Raw genomic sequence first — 15,465 nt, forward strand, 5'->3', positions numbered from 1 at the left:
GATTGGTTTCCTGCATCGCCCTGGTGGCAGGCATCAGTTCGCAAAAACCAAGTTACACCATTTTACAATTTGCATTTTATCCAGTATGGGATCATACAACAATCCAACGATTACCCCTCTTCGGCGTCTGATTCGGCTGTTGGGGACCGAAAAACGGGACATCTGGTATGTTTGCTTATACGCGCTCGTCGCGGGTTTGATCAGTCTGTCGCTCCCGCTGGGGGTTCAGGCGGTTTTCAACCTGGTTTCGGGCGGCATGGTTTTTAGTTCGGTATACGTTTTGATTGGCCTGGTTGTCGTTGGTGTTATCATCAGTGGACTGATTCAGATTGGCCAGCGGGCACTAGTCGAAGTGCTGGAGCAACGGCTGTTTGCAAAAGCGGCTATGGAATTTACGTACCGATTGCCCCGCATCCGGCCCGATTCCTTGCACGGAATGCATCCACCCGAGTTGATGAACCGGTTTTTTGACGTTCTGACCATCCAGAAGGGCCTGCCTAAATTGCTCATTGATTTGATAGCCGCAGCTATCCAGATTCTGTTTGGGATTCTGCTGCTGTCGTTTTACCACCCGGTTTTTTTGGCATTCGGTCTGTTTACGCTGGTAACGATTACGATTATTGCCTGGATCCTGGGTCCCAGTGGCTTACGGACCAGTCTGAACGAATCGAAGTACAAATACAAGATGGCGGCCTGGCTGGAAGACATCGCCACCCGGCTGGCCGACTACCGGACGTCAGAAAAAGTGAACGAGCCGCTTACGCAAACGGATGAATATGTTGGGCATTACCTCGAATACCGCGAACAACACTTTAAAGTCCTGAAACGGTTTTATTATAACTCGCTGGCTTTTAAAACCGTCGTTACCGGTGGCTTGCTGATTCTGGGAACAGCTCTGGTGGTCGACCGGCAAATGACGCTGGGCCAGTTTGTGGCGGCTGAATTGGTGATTGTATTGATTACTAGCTCCGTTGAAAAGCTGATTTCGGGAATTGATACGGTTTTTGACATGCTGACGGCCGTTGAAAAAATGGGTAGCGTCACGGATTTACCGCTGGATGATATTGGACCTGATGCGTTTGAAAGTAATCCAACCCAATCTCCGGTTCTAACCCCAACTACGTAATCTATCTATGCTGAATATATCAAATCAACAGATTGATAACCAGCTAATTGACGGTTTGCCGCTGAAGAATTTACGGCAATTGCCCGATATAAAAGCCGGTCGTCGGCTAGGACGCTGGATGCTGGTCATACTAGCCATCTGCCTGGGCGGATTGTTTCTGCCCTGGCGTCAAAATATCAACGGCGAAGGGACGGTAACAGCCCTAACGCCCCAAGACCGGCCCCAGACGTTGCAGAATGCCATTGCCGGCCGAATTGAACAATGGAAAGTCCGCGAAGGGCAATACGTAAAGCGCAACGATACGCTGCTGGTTATTTCCGAGATCAAGGATGAATACTTTGATCCCAAACTGCCCCTTCGGCTGCAGGAACAGTTAGAAGCCAAGGAGGCCAGCCTGGTCGCAAACAACGCCAAGATCGAGGCCCTTGGAGAGCAGCTGACAGCCTTACAAACCGGTTTGCAAGTCAAGCTGTCGGCGGCTCGCAACAAGGTACAGCAGGCACGGTTTAAGGTTATCAGTGATAGTACAGACCTGATTGCCCTTCAAAATACTTTCAAAATTGCGCAGGACCGGCTCCAGCGTTACGAGAAAGGCCATCAGGGGGGGCTGTTTTCGCTAACCGACCTCGAATCGCGCCGGTTGAAGGTGCAGGAAGACTATGCCAAAGTGATTGCGCAGGAAAACAAACTGAACGTTACGCGGCAGGAATTGCTCAATGCTCAACTGGACCTGGGCACCATTCAGGCGGATTACCAGGAAAAAATTGCCAAAACACAATCGGATCGTAGCTCGGCGATTTCGTACCGGACCGATATCGAAGGGGAGATTTCAAAGCTGGTAAACAAAGTCAGCAGCGTGGATGTGCGCCGGGGTATGTACGTTATCCGGGCTCCGCAGGACGGTTATGTTGTCCGTGCCCTGAAAGCCGGTATTGGCGAGACAATCAAAGAAGGGGAGTCCATCGCGACGCTGCAACCGGACAAACCGCTGGTGGCGGTGGAGTTGTATGTTCGCCCGAATGATGTTCCGTTGATCCAGCCGGGGCGACACGTTCGTCTGGAGTTTGACGGTTGGCCAGCTGTGCAGTTTTCGGGTTGGCCCAACGTGGCCGTCGGAACGTTCGGAGGAACGGTTTCGGTGATCGATGCCGTCAGCAGTACGAATGGAAAATACCGGTTGCTGGTTGAACCCCAGCCAAGTGAAAAAGACCCCAACTGGCCCCGACAACTGCGCGTTGGGTCGGGCGTGTATGGCTGGGTCATGCTTGACAATGTACCAATCTGGTACGAAATCTGGCGACAGCTTAACGGGTTCCCGCCTAGCCTGAAAGCGGAGCCTACGCATCCCGGGGAGGGGGCTAAAAAATGAAAAAGCAGGCTTGGATACATTTGTTACAACAAGTCCTGATCGCAGTAGCGGTATTGTCGGGCTGGAGCCGGGCGGTTGCCCAGCCTGCCGACACCGTTGCGTTTTCGGCGGAAGAATTTTATGAGGTCGTGACGCGATACCACCCGATCGTCCGGCTGTCGTCGCTGCTGAGCCGGGAAGCGCAGCAGGAAGTTTTGCAGGCTCGCGGGGCGTTTGATCCAAAGCTGTTTTCGTATTACGACAAAAAGCAGTTTGGCAACACCCTCTATTATGATAAGTGGCAAACGGGGCTGGCAGTGCCGATTCTGCCGGGAGGAATCGACCTGAAGATCACGCACGATCGCAACGGAGGGCGGTATGTCAACGCCGAAGAGCGGCTGGCTACTCCGGGGCTCACCAGTGTAGGCATATCGATACCCGTTGGTCAGGGCTTGTTGATCGACGCCCGGCGGAATGCGCTTCGCCAGGCGCAATTGGCGATCAATCTGGCCGAAGCGGAGCAGATTAAGCTGATTAACAAAACGCTGTTTGATGCGGCCAAGACGTACTGGGACTGGTTTTTTGCCCACCAGCAATTCCGTTTGCTGGATGATGGGTTCCGCTTGGCCGATACGCGTTTCCGGGCCACGCGCGACCGGGCGTTGTTGGGCGATGTGGCGGCTATCGATACCACGGAGGCCCTGATTACCGTTCAGGACCGACAGGTCCAGCGTGATCAGGCCGTAGCTGCCCTGCAAAATACCCGGCTTCGGCTAATTGCTTTTTTATGGAATGCCGATCAGCAGCCGGTCGATTTACCCGAAACCGTAATTCCTCAGCCGGCACTGATAAACCGTATCGACGAAGCGGTTTTGCAAAATCTGTTGGGGCGGGCCGCCGAGAATCATCCGGAACTGACCAAATTGGTGACAAAGCAGCAGCAGCTTGTCATCGAGGGGCGCTACCGTCGGTCGTTGCTCATGCCGCAGCTCAACGTTAGTGGAAGTTTGTTGAGTGGGGTGCCGGTTTGGGGGGAGTTGAATGGGCTGCCGGCCTATTACAACTTTCGGGCCGACAACTACAAAGTTGGGTTTGATTTCGCTTTTCCGTTGTTTCTACGGAAAGAACGAGGGAAATTACGGCAAATTCAGCTCAAGGCCCAACAGGTGAGTCTGGAACGGCAGCAGGTTAGCCGGGACATCGCCAACGATGTTCAGACCGCCTGGAATGACCTCAAGATGCTCGAACGCCAGTTGGGCGTTCAACAGCAAACGGTTCAGAACCAGCAGCGGCTGGTGGAAGCGGAGCAGCAAAAGTTTGACATGGGTGAAAGCTCGCTTTTCCTGATCAATACCCGAGAAACGAAACTGATCGACTTGCAGGTTAAGTGGGAGGAGATGAAAACCAAATACCAGAAAGCGGTTGCGGATCTGTATTACCGGGCGGGAACAACCCTGTAATCAGCGTTGCGAACGATCCACATCTTGTAGCTGAAAAGCCCTACGCGGACATAAGCTCGTCCGCGTAGGGCTTTTTCGTTGCTATTACGTTTACGCGAGTTGGTGAGTCTTAACACTTTTTTACTACTCGTTGAGAAGATTGGGAATGTTGTATAGAATTAATCGAGCAGACAAAAAATTAAGGCAGGTATCGTAAATGTGCAAGCGATAACCTGTTTTTTTCTATACAATGTCCCTTTTAACGCGCCTTGACGAGACGATAGAGCTGCCCGCTGCCTGATTCTAATATCGGGCGTTGATGCAGGCTTTGGCATCTGCTACTCGCTTATCTGGTTTGGTACCACGATTCAGGGTTTGTTTTCATTGAGTAATCCCAGAAGGCCAGATACAATACGGCCAGCGTAGACCAGAGGATGGAGTAGCTAAGGTTTTTAATGAGCATGGAAATTTCCAGGCTACTGATACCTAGAAAGAGCAACAAAGACCCCGCCCACAGAAAGTAGGAAAGCAGTGTTCTCAACAGGGGGGGAGTCCGTATAATCCCCACTTTCTTGAATTGGGGAACAACACGTTGAAGTAAAAACAAGGTCAGCGAAATAACTGATAGAACACTACCAAACTGAACCGAAGACCATAAAACGTTCCGTTCAATTACACCCACAAAATCGGTCCTCAGGCCCAAATAGAGGCTTGCCAACGTAAGCAGGCCGACGACCACCAGCGTGCGGAGCCGGTTGGACGTAGCGAATTGGGATTTAACCAGCGCCCACCAGTCTCGAAGCAGACTTTTCAGAAACACCTTCCGGTAGGTCCATTCCATCTTTCGGATATTTTTTCGCCCGCCAAAGTCATCAATCGTACGCTGGAGTGCCTCTTCAAAGGAAAGAGAATCAGTCATCTGGGCTTCTACGGAAGCTACAAAATGGTCGGTCATCTCTTCGATAAAGGCGGTTTCAATTAACTGACATTTCTGGGTCAGAAAGCTAACGATAACCGAATGTTGGGACTGGGTCATAGCTATAAGGCTGTTTAGGTAATAGGAAGCTTCTTTAAATTGCTGGGCTGGCGGTTAGTATGCGTTGTAACTGAACAAGAAACTGTTCAATCTGAGCCAGTCGATCCACGGCGTTGCCTTGCTGATCTTGGGCAATTGAATAATATTTACGGGCGCGACCCTCCACTACCTGGGTTTTGGTGATCAGCATGCCGTCTGCTTCCAGCTTGTACAAAGCAGGATAGAGAGCTCCCTCGGTAATCCTAAGCTGGCCATCAGTTAGCTGCTTCACTTTTTGACAAATTTCATAGCCATACATCCATTCAGAATTGGCCAGCAGTTTGAGAATGATGGCATTTAGACTGCCTTTGAGCAGCTGATGAGAAGTAGCGTTCATTCACAAATATACCAAATATTTACATACTACTGAATCTTAGGTATTATTTTTTTGCGGAATTGGCTTGTAGGCCAAAGGAGGTACAAAAGGGTATTTCTCCGAGCTGAAAACCACGAAACAGCTTTAACGTTGATTAAAATCAATAGATGTTTACGTTGCGCCACTCCAGGATATAGACTGCTGTTAACCAGGGATCATGCCCATCCAAATTGGGGCGCAGGAGACATGATGTCTCCTGATTTAATTTTTAGGTCTTATCTTTATTGGCTGAATTACAGAGGTATTTTTGAAGCTATGGAGCACTGTATAGTATATATGAGCCATCTAAGTCCAAAGGTTACGGAGACGGATCTGATTGAATTGCTGACTCGAAGCCGACAAAACAATCAACAAACCGGTATCAGTGGAGTGCTACTAGCGGTTGGCGGTAGCATTTTGCAAGTACTAGAGGGCCCTCAGGCGGTTGTGGAGACGCTTTATGAACGGATTCGGCGGGATGCTCGCCATTCTAATGTATCAACGGTGCTTCAACGGTCGATCCAACAGCGTCAATTTTCTAATATGGCGATGGGCTACCAAACACTCACACTTCAGCAACTGGATCAAATCCAGGCATTGGTGGATTTGGACCAGCCTGAGGGGTTGGACCGACGCTCTCAAGAGGCTTTGTTACTTCGGACTGTTCGGCTGTTTTACCAAAGTAATCGGTAAAATTCATTACTTTGATAAACTAGTCTAATTGCCATTTACTTCTCTTTTTCAGGAGAAACCCGTATCGTCCTCAATTGTCTATCCGGTGAGAAAATCAGGTTGGGCACTTCCGTATAATGCGTCCCTTTCCGCTGCACAAAGGCGCAGGTATAAAGCCACTTCACCAAACGGGTCTGCTTTGTGGAGAACGTACTCACCGGTAATTTGAGGAGCAGCTTGTTCCAACCTTTCTTTAGCGTAATGGGTATTGGTGGCCGAAGTTCATATGCTTCGTCCTGGTATGGCTCTTCATGGCTGGCTGGGTGATGGCCCGCATTTGACCAGGCAGGTGGGGTGATTTTCTGGTCATTCAACCAGATACAACTGCTTTTATAATCCCATTGACCCGCTGGAGGTGACGCATCTTTTTCAGAGCGTCCATAGTTGTGAAAATCAATCCAGGCACCAACCGTTTGTTTTTTAGGTGAATACACATAGGTATAGGCATAAGCCGTATGATTGGGTTGCGGATTGTCGAGGTAGGCTCGCGTCATACTTGGCCCCCAGGTATGGCGGAGATAAATGGTTGCCCCGGTGGCATCCACCGCCGGGAAATCAAGGTTGCCCTGTTCGGGTGGAAACGCAGTGCTTAAATTGCCGCCGTTGGAAAACGGTTGCAGAATGCGCCACGTTTGATGACGCTGACCGGCATAGGGAAATAGCAGGCCCTGAAAATTCCGGTGTTTATGGGCCAGCAGGCGCTGCTCAAAATCGGTGAATCCATCCGCATCGACCAACACCACCCCGGCTTTGTCTAAAGGAGAACCGCCCCCTCGCCAGCTCCGTTCGGCGAGCGTCAGCATGAGCGGATAAAAACCGCTTAACAACTCAAGCTGGTCTGCGTCGGTTGGACGACGGTCGTTCCATACGCAACCAATGGCTCCAAGCCGGTAAGCCGAGCCGGTCGTCGTGTCGCACAGGGTGCGTTGAAACAAACTGATGAGGTCAGCTTGGGTGCTGTAATGATTAAAGTACAAGTCGCGCGAGTCAATGACGCGCTGGCCGGGGCGAGGGCGGACAGTGCCCATCCACATTTGCCGGATAATGGACGTATCGAGTTTTGCACCGGGCAGCCAACCCATTACTTCTTTACCACAGCCGCGCACAACGGCTACCATCTCGGGCACAAATGTTGTGTCGGTAAAGGCAACCTCGTCCGTTCCTAAGTGAATGTACGGAACGTCAAAAATGCTGCATACTTCCCGCAACAGCTTCTTAACGAGTATTTTTCCCGGCTCCGACTGCATTTCATGACCCGTTGCCCGTTTGAACGCTCCACTATGGCCAGGCATGTCGATTTCGGGTATAAGCAGCACATGACGCTGCTGGCAGAATTGGACCAGTTCGCGCGCTTGTTGCTTGGTGTAAAACTGCCCGGGTGAGCGTAATGTAACCGAAGAATCCGTTAGAGCAGGGATGCTATCACTTTGTAGACGCCAGGCAAGGTCTTCCGTCAGGTGCCAGTGAAACGTGTTTATCTTATAGCGGGATAATTGATCGATGTGCTGCTTAAGCCGTTCGATTGGGATAAAACTACGGCCCACATCGTGCATAAATCCCCGGATCGGGAACGCCGGGTAGTCGGTAATGAGGCAGCCCGCCAGCGTGGGACGGGGCGTTGGCTGATAGAGCTGTCGAAGGGATTGATAGCCCCAGAATAGCCCCCGCAGGGTGGCCGCCCGGAGTTGTACCGACTGGGCAGCCACCCGTAGTTCGTATCCTTCGGGACGCTGGTGAAAGGCTCCATCCGGCTCCAGCACCACTTCGATTTTCCTGGTGGATTTTCCTGGATTCGCGGCCGAAATAACCTTCGCACGACTTACCTGCTGCACAAACAGGGCAATAGAATCGGCAATGGACTTGGCTTCATTATGATTGGTTTGGAGGACGATGGTGCCCGTCAGCAAGAACGAAGGTTTCGTCCAGGTTAATTCGCGGGGCAGCGGCAATAAGGCCGGATGTTGAGCGTAGCCGGACAGGGAGAGAAGCAGGAAAAGGAATACGAGTCGGTTCATGATAAGGGATTGGGATAGGCGGGGGGCGACAACCCTGCCCAATTGCCCACTTTGGTCATGCTGAAGGGTTGCCTGTAATAGATACGTTTCCGTTGTCTAGTTCACTGATTTTAGATCATTTGTTAATGGAAATAGAGGAACGACTATCGTTTTTAGTCGCGGTTTTCCAGTTTGTTCCTTTCACGGTCGTGTTGACGCCGGATAGGGCCTTGCTTGTACGCTTGTTCCGATTGATTTCTACACGCGTAGCCATTTGAGTTAAGCGATCTAAATAAACCAATAGGCAAAAAATAAGTATTACATATTTGCGGCTGTCGCTGAAAAAAGGAGTCATTATCTAGCCACAGTTACGATGAACCATCACCATTTTGATCATACAAAGCTATTATGTAATACTTAATAAACAAAAACAAGGAATATAGATTCTATTATTTATGGGTCAAAACCGTATTTTGGTTAATTCACGAAAGCAATAGTCTTTTTAAGTCAGACATAATTTTGTGGGTAGGGATGCTAGTGGAGAGGCAGAGAGAAGAGATAACCCGTCTTCGTTTGTGATTGAGATAGAAGCGGACCGGTTCTAACTATTCAATACTATGCTGTAAAAAAGCGGACTTCAAAAGGAATGAAGTCCGCTTTTTTTACACAAAACGCTGTCTATCTTAATGGATGAGGTAGTCTGGAGCAATAAAGAGTTTTAACCTTTGGGCTAAAGGTTATGATGTAAACTCAATGAAAAATTCCAAAGTGTGCAGTCTGAACGCTGGTGAGAAGCAAACAAGCATTGTACAAAGACCTTAAGAAAGACGCCTTTATTAGACGCCAGATCTGTTTTGTTGAATGGGTATTTGAAGAGACTGTCACTCGCCAAAAATTACTTTGGCGAGTGACTATAAGCCAGGGCCGTTGGCGCCATGCCAAACTTTTTCTTGAAGGAATGGGAGAAGTGTGAAATGCTCTCAAAGCCCAAATCGAGGTAAATTGCCGAGGGTTTTTGACGCTTGGTTTCGATGAGGTACTTGGCTTCGCTCAGCCGTTTGTCCTGAAGCCAATGACGGGGTGGTACACCGAATGTTTTCAGAAAATCGCGTTTAAAAGCGGCCAGACTGCGGCCAGTTAGCTGCGCGAATTTTTCAATAGGAACATTGAAATGAAAGTTGCTAAGCATGAACTTTTCGAGGTCGATTTTGTAAGGGGCGGAAAAGTCGAACAGCAAGTTGCGAAGTTGGGGCAGGGCAAGCAAGAGTAATTTGACGCCCTCTTTTAGTTTCAGGATTCCCATGTCGTCGGTCAGGCTCGCTCCCGAGCTGCGGGCGTAGGGAACAATCGATTGAAAATACCCCTGAAGGAATTCATTCGAGGGAATCAAGATATTGGGTAAACCACTGTATTTCTGGTCTGCTTCAAGCTTTTCCTCTAACGCAATCTTGCGCAAAAGATCCTCCTGCAGCGATATGACGATTGTTTCATAAATATCGCCGGGTGGTGGTGTTTTGGTGAGCGTACCCAGCTGATTTTTGCCGATCAGCAGCATTTCTCCCCCGGTCATCGAAACGGTTTGCCCGGAGGTTTCTAAGATAAACTGTCCTGAAACCTGCAATATTAAGGTATGGTGGTTCCATAAACACACTTTTTCTTTCCGTTCAGCAGAGTGATACGAATAAAAAATCACGCCGGGCAATATTTCAGCTGGACTGGTCATTTAGCGTTGTAAGTACGTGCCGCCACGCAGGGCACCGATGGCAAAAGTAGTGTTCAAGGTATTCATCTCTTCCGGTGTGAATACAATGTTCATAGCGGTAATGTTTTCTGGTAAGCGCGATCGGCGGCTCATGCTAACCAACGGCATAACCTGATCGCCTTGTTCTTTTACCCAGGCAATCGCCAGCTGGGTTGGCGTACAGCCTTTGTGACGAGCTACTTGTTTTAAAACGTCGACTTTCTGCAGATTATGAAGTAAGTTTCCCCCTTGAAAACGAGAGAAATGGTTTCGGTAATCGTTTTGCGCCAGCGGGGCTTGCAGTTCGCCGGTTAATAAGCCCTCCGCCGTATTGGCGAAGGCCACTATGGCAATGCCTAATTCTTTTGCGGTTGGCAATAAGTCGTTTTCTATTTGACGGTCAGCCAGCGAATAGCCGATCTCCAGCGCACTGATGGGATGAACTCGGTTGGCCTGACGAAGTTGGTCCGCCGTAACTTCCGAAACGCCAATGTACCGCACTTTTCCTTCTTGAATCAGGTCGGCAACCGTTCCAATGATGTCTTCCACCGGTATGCTGCCATCCATTCTGCTGGGTTGGTAGAGATCAATGGTGTCAATACCCAAACGAGTCAGCGAGTAATTGATAAAGTTCTTGATCGACATGGGACGCAGATCCATTCCCAGCCATTGTCCATTGTGAAAGATGGCACCAAATTTTACACTGATGAACGCCTTGTCACGCTTTCCTTTGATGGCTTTGCCGATCAGCAGCTCATTATGGCCTGCCCCGTAAAAGTCTCCGGTGTTCAAAAAATTAATATCCTTCTCCAGGGCTTCATGGATGGTGGCCACGCTTTCGGTTTCGTCAGGTATGGCCCCGCCCCAGATCGAAGACATACGCATACAGCCTAAACCAAGTTTGGAGACGAACGGGCCATTTTGGCCCAGTTGAATTTTTGGGATGTTTTTCATGACGCAAAGATCAAACTTTACAAGACGGGCTAGTTTCTTGTACGGCTCAGATATTTTGCTTGTACGGCTCACCGAAACCGTACCAAACTTTACAACGGCAAGGTGATCGATACCCAATTTCGACATGGTCAGCATCATGGTAAAGATTTTTTGCCTGAATACCAATCCTCGTTTATTGGCCTCATACCGTTGTAATGATTAGCCAAAAACGGAAAATTGACTGTACGGAATGGAGTGAGTTGGTGGGACATGGTCGGCACCATGATTTACCGTACTTTGAGAGGACAAAAGCGGAGTGTTCAGGAAAGCATAGGGGAAGACAGGATTTGCTCCCATTATTTACAATTTCCTTTTGTCAGAAAACGGTATTTGGTGGTCCCGCCGGGAATCGAACCCAGATCTAAAGTTTAGGAAACTTCTATTCTATCCGTTGAACTACGAGACCATAAAAAACCTGCAAGGTTTTTGGAACCCTACAGGTTTATTGTGCAAAAATGCTTAGAAATTGGCTATTTACCAAAATCATCGCTGAAACCCGTATCTTCGTTCCAGTCGCCAAGCGGCACCTCCATCCAGTTCGGATAAATGGTGTAGTGCTTTTCTTTTACTAAAGTATACAGCAGATTTCGCAGTTCGTCGACGTTCTCACGCTTTTCGGCCGAAATAAAAACCACGTGCTCGGCTTTTTGAGTTAGGTACGTTTTCTTGAGGTAATCCAGTGCGGTTTGCTTGCGGATCGCTACCGGCAGGTCATCGTCAAAATCATCGTCCTGATGCATCCATTCATCACGAGGCTCAAACTGATCGATCTTGTTGAAAACCAGAATCGTCGGCTTCTCACCTGATGTGCCGCCAACACCGATTTCCGAAAGAATATCGCTGACAACCCCAATATGTTCTTCAAACGATGGGTGCGATACGTCAACGACGTGCAATAGAATGTCGGCTTCGCGTACCTCATCCAGAGTCGATTTAAAGGCTTCGATCAGCGTTGTCGGAAGTTTGCGAATAAACCCAACGGTATCCGTCAGCAAAAACGGGATATTGCCCAGCACAACCTTCCGAACCGTCGAATCGACCGTGGCAAACAATTTGTTTTCGGCAAAAACCTCGGCTTTGGCCAGCGTTCGCATCAGCGTGGACTTCCCGACGTTCGTGTAACCCACCAGTGCCACACGGACGAGCCGATCCCGTTCTTTCCGGCGGGTAGCGCTCTGCTTGTCAATCTTTTCCAGTTTTTCTTTCAGGAAGGCAATGCGGTCCTGTACAATCCGGCGGTCCGTTTCAAGTTCCTTTTCCCCCGGACCCCGTGTACCAACCCCGGCTTTCATCCGGCTCAAGTGGGTCCACATCCGGGTCAGGCGCGGGTACATATACTGGTATTGGGCCAGCTCGACCTGCAATTTAGCCTGAGCGGTCTGGGCGCGCATGGAAAAGATAGTCAGGATCAGCAAGCTGCGGTCCAATACCTTGATGTTCGGTAGAGCGGCTTCCAGGTTTCGCACCTGCGAGGGCGACAAATCGTCGTCGAAAATAACCGTATCAACCGGGTTGTCGATAATGAACGTACTAATTTCTTCCAGTTTCCCTTTTCCTACATACGTACGGGTATCCGGCCGATCAAGCTTCTGAATAAACGACTTGACAGTTACTACACCCGATGTTTCAGCCAGAAATGCCAATTCTTCCAGATACTCCTGTGTTTTTTCAGCCGACTGTTTTTGGGTAACCAGGGCTACCAGAACAGCGGTTTCGGGCTGTTTATGTGTTTCAATCATAGATGGAATGGATTTAATAAGGAGCCAAACGAGCGACGGCAATGTGCACGTAACAACGCGTACCAGAGCCAACCCTACGCTGGTTCAACAACCTTAAGTTACAAATGAGAATAAAAATAACAACCGTTGGATGAGAAAACGGTTTTCAAAGAAAGCGGAAGGGGCCGTAAGCGGCTAAAATTTTCATTGGCGTAATACCTTTAAGCGCTGCAAAGATAACAAACTATTCGTATAAAAAATTACCGTTGCCTCAAACTTCCTTTTTGGTTTGTGAACTTTCCGTACATTTGCGGTCTCAAAGCGAAACGACGATGAACACCGCTGCCCTCGCCCGCTAACGGGCCTCTTCATTTTTCTACTTCCCGTCCTGTCTGATTGACTGACGGTTTTCATTCCTTTTTAGCTGTTTTACCCGACGTGCCAGCGCCTGTTTCTATCTTTTGTCATGACGAAATTTTTTCGCCTGTTGATGGCCGCTTTGCGCGGTTCGGAAGGGCATTATACGTCCGGAAGTATTAACCGGGCTATTTTTATGCTATCAGTGCCGATGGTGCTGGAAATGGTCATGGAGTCGCTTTTTGCAATTGTTGATGTCTTTTTTGTGGCCAGAATCAGTACCGAAGCCGTCGCTACGGTCGGGTTGACCGAATCGGTTTTGACGGTTGTTTATTCCATTGCTATTGGGTTAAGCACAGCCGCCACGGCCTTAGTGTCCCGTCGGGTGGGCGAGGGCAACGCCCGAGAAGCCGGCAAATCCGTGGCACAGGTTATTCTGGTATCCCTGGCTATTGCGGTAACGGTCGGTATTCCCGGAGCGGTTTTTGCCAATGACATTCTGCGGTTGATGGGGGCCGATGAGCACCTGATTGCCAATGGTTCCGGGTTTACCCGGTTGATTTTCGCCAGCTCGCCCGCTATTGTGTTGCTGTACACCCTGAGCGGCTGTTTGCGTGGAGCGGGAGAAGCTTCCACCGCCATGCGGTCACTCTGGATTGCAAATGGTTTCAACATTGTATTGTGCCCATTATTCATTTTTGGGTGGGGACCCATTCCCGAAATGGGCGTAATTGGGTCGGCCGTTGCCACAACCATCGGTCGTTCGGCCGGAGCTTTCTACCAGTTAAGGAAGTTGATGCGCAATGGCCGGAGCGTAAAAGTTGACAGGGCCGACTTTCTGCCGGATACGGCGATCATCCGGAATCTTCTCAGTATCGCGGCTGGCGGCACGGCGCAGTTTTTGGTCGGTTCGGCCAGCTGGGTATTCCTGACCCGAATTCTGTCAACCTTCGGCAGTGATGTTGTTGCGGGATATACCATCGCTATTCGCATCATGATTTTTACCATTATGCCGTCGTGGGGGATGGCAAACGCTGCGGCAACGCTGGTTGGACAAAACCTGGGCGCTCAAAAGCCAGACCGGGCCGAAACCTCCGCCTGGCGGGCTGCTTTCTGCAATATGGTGTTTCTGCTGACAGTTGGCATTGTGTTTTACATCGGGTCGGCAGAAATTGTCGGCTTCTTTAACCGCGATCCGAAAGTGGTGGACATTGCCGTACAGTGCCTCCGGATTTTTTGCCTTGGCTACGTCTTTTTTGCGTACGGAATGGTCATCAGTCAGGCTCTCAATGGAGCGGGGGATACTCGAACACCAACTCTGATTAATGTGGTGTGCTTCTGGCTGATTGAAATACCGTTGGCCTACCTGCTGGCAAATACGCTGGGGTGGGGGCCGGAGGGCGTGTTCTGGTCAGTTGCGTTTAGTGAATCATTGCTGGCCGTAATCGCCGTGCTGGTGTTTCGTCGGGGACGCTGGAAACTGGTGCGAGTCTAACGGAAAGCACAGGAGAGAATTGGCAACTGAACGAGCGAAATAGTAAAAACACAGACAGGTGTGGGATCGGGGATTGGTCAGAGCCTGATTAGAATTTGATTAGAAAGTAAACGCTTGGTCCGATCACGGGTTACGGTAAGTACCATCTGTTTACGCCTGATTTTCATGCAACGTGTTTTCACTGTTTCGCTCACAGCTGCCTACACTGATCCGCTCATCGATCAGCTTCAGCCGCTCCAGGATGTCGTTAGTCTATCACTTCAGCGGGGCGGTTCGGTAAAGCCGGTTGGCGATGTGCTGACCTTACACGTGCTCAATGCGGGTGCCGACGAAGTACTACGTCGTATCGAGCGGGTTTGTCCGGCTGATACCTATTCCATTGCCACGGGAGAGCTGGCCAGCCTGATTGATCCCCGGAAGCAGGAGCACATTCGGATGGACATTGACGAAGCGACCTGGGAGGAGATGGAAACCGGTTTACGGTATCAGGGGCGACTGACGGGTAATTTTGTGACCCTGATGGCGTTGGGTGGTGGCCTGTCAGCCGTTGGGCTGGTTTCTGAACCCGGCCCCCAGACGCTGGCGTTCGTAGCTGCCTCCATTATTGCTCCGGGTTTCGAACCGCTTGCCAAAGTGCCGTTAGGGCTGGTTCTGAAAAATTTTCGGGCGGCTATGTTCGGTTTGAGGTCTTCGTTGATCGGTTACGGGCTCGTTGGGTTGGGCGCGGCACTGACCTTCCTGGTGTTGCAATGGTTGAAGGTGACACACGCGGAGGAATTTATCCGAAACCCTGAAGTGGATGCGATTGCCCACCCGTCCGGGAAAAACATCGCTGTTTCGCTCTACGGAACGCTGGCGGGCTGTATTATCGTTGCTGCTTACCGGCGCAGTGTCATTGCTGGCGCACTGATTGCCATGGTGGTGATTACGGCGATGGCGATGGTGGGCGTCTCCATCGCGTGTGGGCGACTGGACCTGGCGTGGCTGGGCGTAAAGCGGGTGGTGATCGACATCGGGTTGATTATTCTCATGGGGGTTCTGGTGTTTGGTCTGAAGCAATGGATCATGCGTCGGCGCAAACCCCTAGTGTAA

Annotated in this window: 12 protein-coding genes and 1 tRNA gene; 6 read left to right on the top strand and 7 right to left on the bottom strand. The window is 50.1% G+C overall.

Annotation, left to right across the window (positions count from 1 at the left end; all coding sequences use genetic code 11):
* The first annotated feature begins 85 nt into the window (after positions 1-85).
* From ACYVH9_RS23305 to ACYVH9_RS23315, 3 genes are read left to right on the top strand one after another with little or no spacing between them, the layout of a single operon-like run.
* Positions 86-1,126 carry an ABC transporter transmembrane domain-containing protein gene (locus ACYVH9_RS23305; RefSeq protein WP_460638820.1) on the top strand — a complete coding sequence of 347 codons (1,041 nt, stop codon included), beginning with the start codon at positions 86-88 and terminating at the stop codon, positions 1,124-1,126.
* A gap of 7 nt (positions 1,127-1,133) precedes the next feature.
* Positions 1,134-2,495 (top strand): HlyD family secretion protein, encoded by a 1,362-nt coding sequence (locus tag ACYVH9_RS23310; RefSeq protein WP_460638821.1) that lies wholly within the window; start codon positions 1,134-1,136, stop codon positions 2,493-2,495.
* On the top strand, positions 2,492-3,934 hold the full coding sequence (locus ACYVH9_RS23315) for a TolC family protein (protein ID WP_460638822.1): 1,443 nt from the start codon (positions 2,492-2,494) through the stop codon (positions 3,932-3,934). Before ACYVH9_RS23310 ends, ACYVH9_RS23315 begins: the two co-directional genes overlap by 4 nt.
* Positions 3,935-4,259: 325 nt before the next feature.
* On the opposite strand, the gene ACYVH9_RS23320 is transcribed toward ACYVH9_RS23315, so the two are convergent.
* A complete protein-coding gene (locus ACYVH9_RS23320; RefSeq protein ID WP_460638823.1) occupies positions 4,260-4,949 on the bottom strand; it encodes a hypothetical protein in 690 nt (229 codons plus the stop codon).
* Positions 4,950-4,983: 34 nt separating this feature from the next.
* Positions 4,984-5,325, bottom strand: a complete 342-nt coding sequence (locus ACYVH9_RS23325; RefSeq protein ID WP_460638824.1) for a PadR family transcriptional regulator — start codon at positions 5,323-5,325, stop codon at positions 4,984-4,986.
* 315 nt (positions 5,326-5,640) lie between these two features.
* Between ACYVH9_RS23325 and ACYVH9_RS23330 the strand changes: the two genes are divergently transcribed.
* Positions 5,641-6,036, top strand: coding sequence for a BLUF domain-containing protein (locus ACYVH9_RS23330; RefSeq protein ID WP_460638825.1), 396 nt, complete (start codon positions 5,641-5,643; stop codon positions 6,034-6,036).
* A gap of 35 nt (positions 6,037-6,071) precedes the next feature.
* Here ACYVH9_RS23330 and ACYVH9_RS23335 read toward each other — a convergent pair whose 3' ends face one another.
* The 5 genes from ACYVH9_RS23335 to hflX form a co-directional block, all read right to left on the bottom strand.
* On the bottom strand, positions 6,072-8,090 hold the full coding sequence (locus ACYVH9_RS23335) for a family 20 glycosylhydrolase (RefSeq protein WP_460638826.1): 2,019 nt from the start codon (positions 8,088-8,090) through the stop codon (positions 6,072-6,074).
* A gap of 874 nt (positions 8,091-8,964) precedes the next feature.
* Positions 8,965-9,792, bottom strand: coding sequence for a helix-turn-helix domain-containing protein (locus ACYVH9_RS23340; RefSeq protein ID WP_460638827.1), 828 nt, complete (start codon positions 9,790-9,792; stop codon positions 8,965-8,967).
* Positions 9,793-10,764 (bottom strand): aldo/keto reductase, encoded by a 972-nt coding sequence (locus tag ACYVH9_RS23345; protein WP_460638828.1) that lies wholly within the window; start codon positions 10,762-10,764, stop codon positions 9,793-9,795.
* Between the two features lie 370 nt (positions 10,765-11,134).
* Positions 11,135-11,209, bottom strand: a tRNA-Arg gene (locus ACYVH9_RS23350).
* Positions 11,210-11,273: 64 nt separating this feature from the next.
* Positions 11,274-12,542, bottom strand: coding sequence for a GTPase HflX (gene hflX, locus ACYVH9_RS23355; RefSeq protein ID WP_460638829.1), 1,269 nt, complete (start codon positions 12,540-12,542; stop codon positions 11,274-11,276).
* A 445-nt stretch (positions 12,543-12,987) separates the two neighbouring features.
* Between hflX and ACYVH9_RS23360 the strand changes: the two genes are divergently transcribed.
* On the top strand, positions 12,988-14,373 hold the full coding sequence (locus tag ACYVH9_RS23360) for an MATE family efflux transporter (RefSeq protein WP_460638830.1): 1,386 nt from the start codon (positions 12,988-12,990) through the stop codon (positions 14,371-14,373).
* A gap of 165 nt (positions 14,374-14,538) precedes the next feature.
* Positions 14,539-15,465 (top strand): DUF389 domain-containing protein, encoded by a 927-nt coding sequence (locus ACYVH9_RS23365; RefSeq protein ID WP_460638831.1) that lies wholly within the window; start codon positions 14,539-14,541, stop codon positions 15,463-15,465.

This window comes from Larkinella harenae (genome assembly GCF_054780515.1).

Excerpts from the sequence above, each read along its gene's own strand:
- ACYVH9_RS23305 (WP_460638820.1), top strand. The coding sequence starts at position 86 with ATGGGATCATACAACAATCCAACGATTACCCCTCTTCGGCGTCTGATT.
- ACYVH9_RS23310 (WP_460638821.1), top strand. The coding sequence starts at position 1,134 with ATGCTGAATATATCAAATCAACAGATTGATAACCAGCTAATTGACGGT.
- ACYVH9_RS23315 (WP_460638822.1), top strand. The coding sequence starts at position 2,492 with ATGAAAAAGCAGGCTTGGATACATTTGTTACAACAAGTCCTGATCGCA.
- ACYVH9_RS23320 (WP_460638823.1), bottom strand. The coding sequence starts at position 4,949 with ATGACCCAGTCCCAACATTCGGTTATCGTTAGCTTTCTGACCCAGAAA.
- ACYVH9_RS23325 (WP_460638824.1), bottom strand. The coding sequence starts at position 5,325 with ATGAACGCTACTTCTCATCAGCTGCTCAAAGGCAGTCTAAATGCCATC.
- ACYVH9_RS23330 (WP_460638825.1), top strand. The coding sequence starts at position 5,641 with ATGAGCCATCTAAGTCCAAAGGTTACGGAGACGGATCTGATTGAATTG.
- ACYVH9_RS23335 (WP_460638826.1), bottom strand. The coding sequence starts at position 8,090 with ATGAACCGACTCGTATTCCTTTTCCTGCTTCTCTCCCTGTCCGGCTAC.
- ACYVH9_RS23340 (WP_460638827.1), bottom strand. The coding sequence starts at position 9,792 with ATGACCAGTCCAGCTGAAATATTGCCCGGCGTGATTTTTTATTCGTAT.
- ACYVH9_RS23345 (WP_460638828.1), bottom strand. The coding sequence starts at position 10,764 with ATGAAAAACATCCCAAAAATTCAACTGGGCCAAAATGGCCCGTTCGTC.
- hflX (WP_460638829.1), bottom strand. The coding sequence starts at position 12,542 with ATGATTGAAACACATAAACAGCCCGAAACCGCTGTTCTGGTAGCCCTG.
- ACYVH9_RS23360 (WP_460638830.1), top strand. The coding sequence starts at position 12,988 with ATGACGAAATTTTTTCGCCTGTTGATGGCCGCTTTGCGCGGTTCGGAA.
- ACYVH9_RS23365 (WP_460638831.1), top strand. The coding sequence starts at position 14,539 with ATGCAACGTGTTTTCACTGTTTCGCTCACAGCTGCCTACACTGATCCG.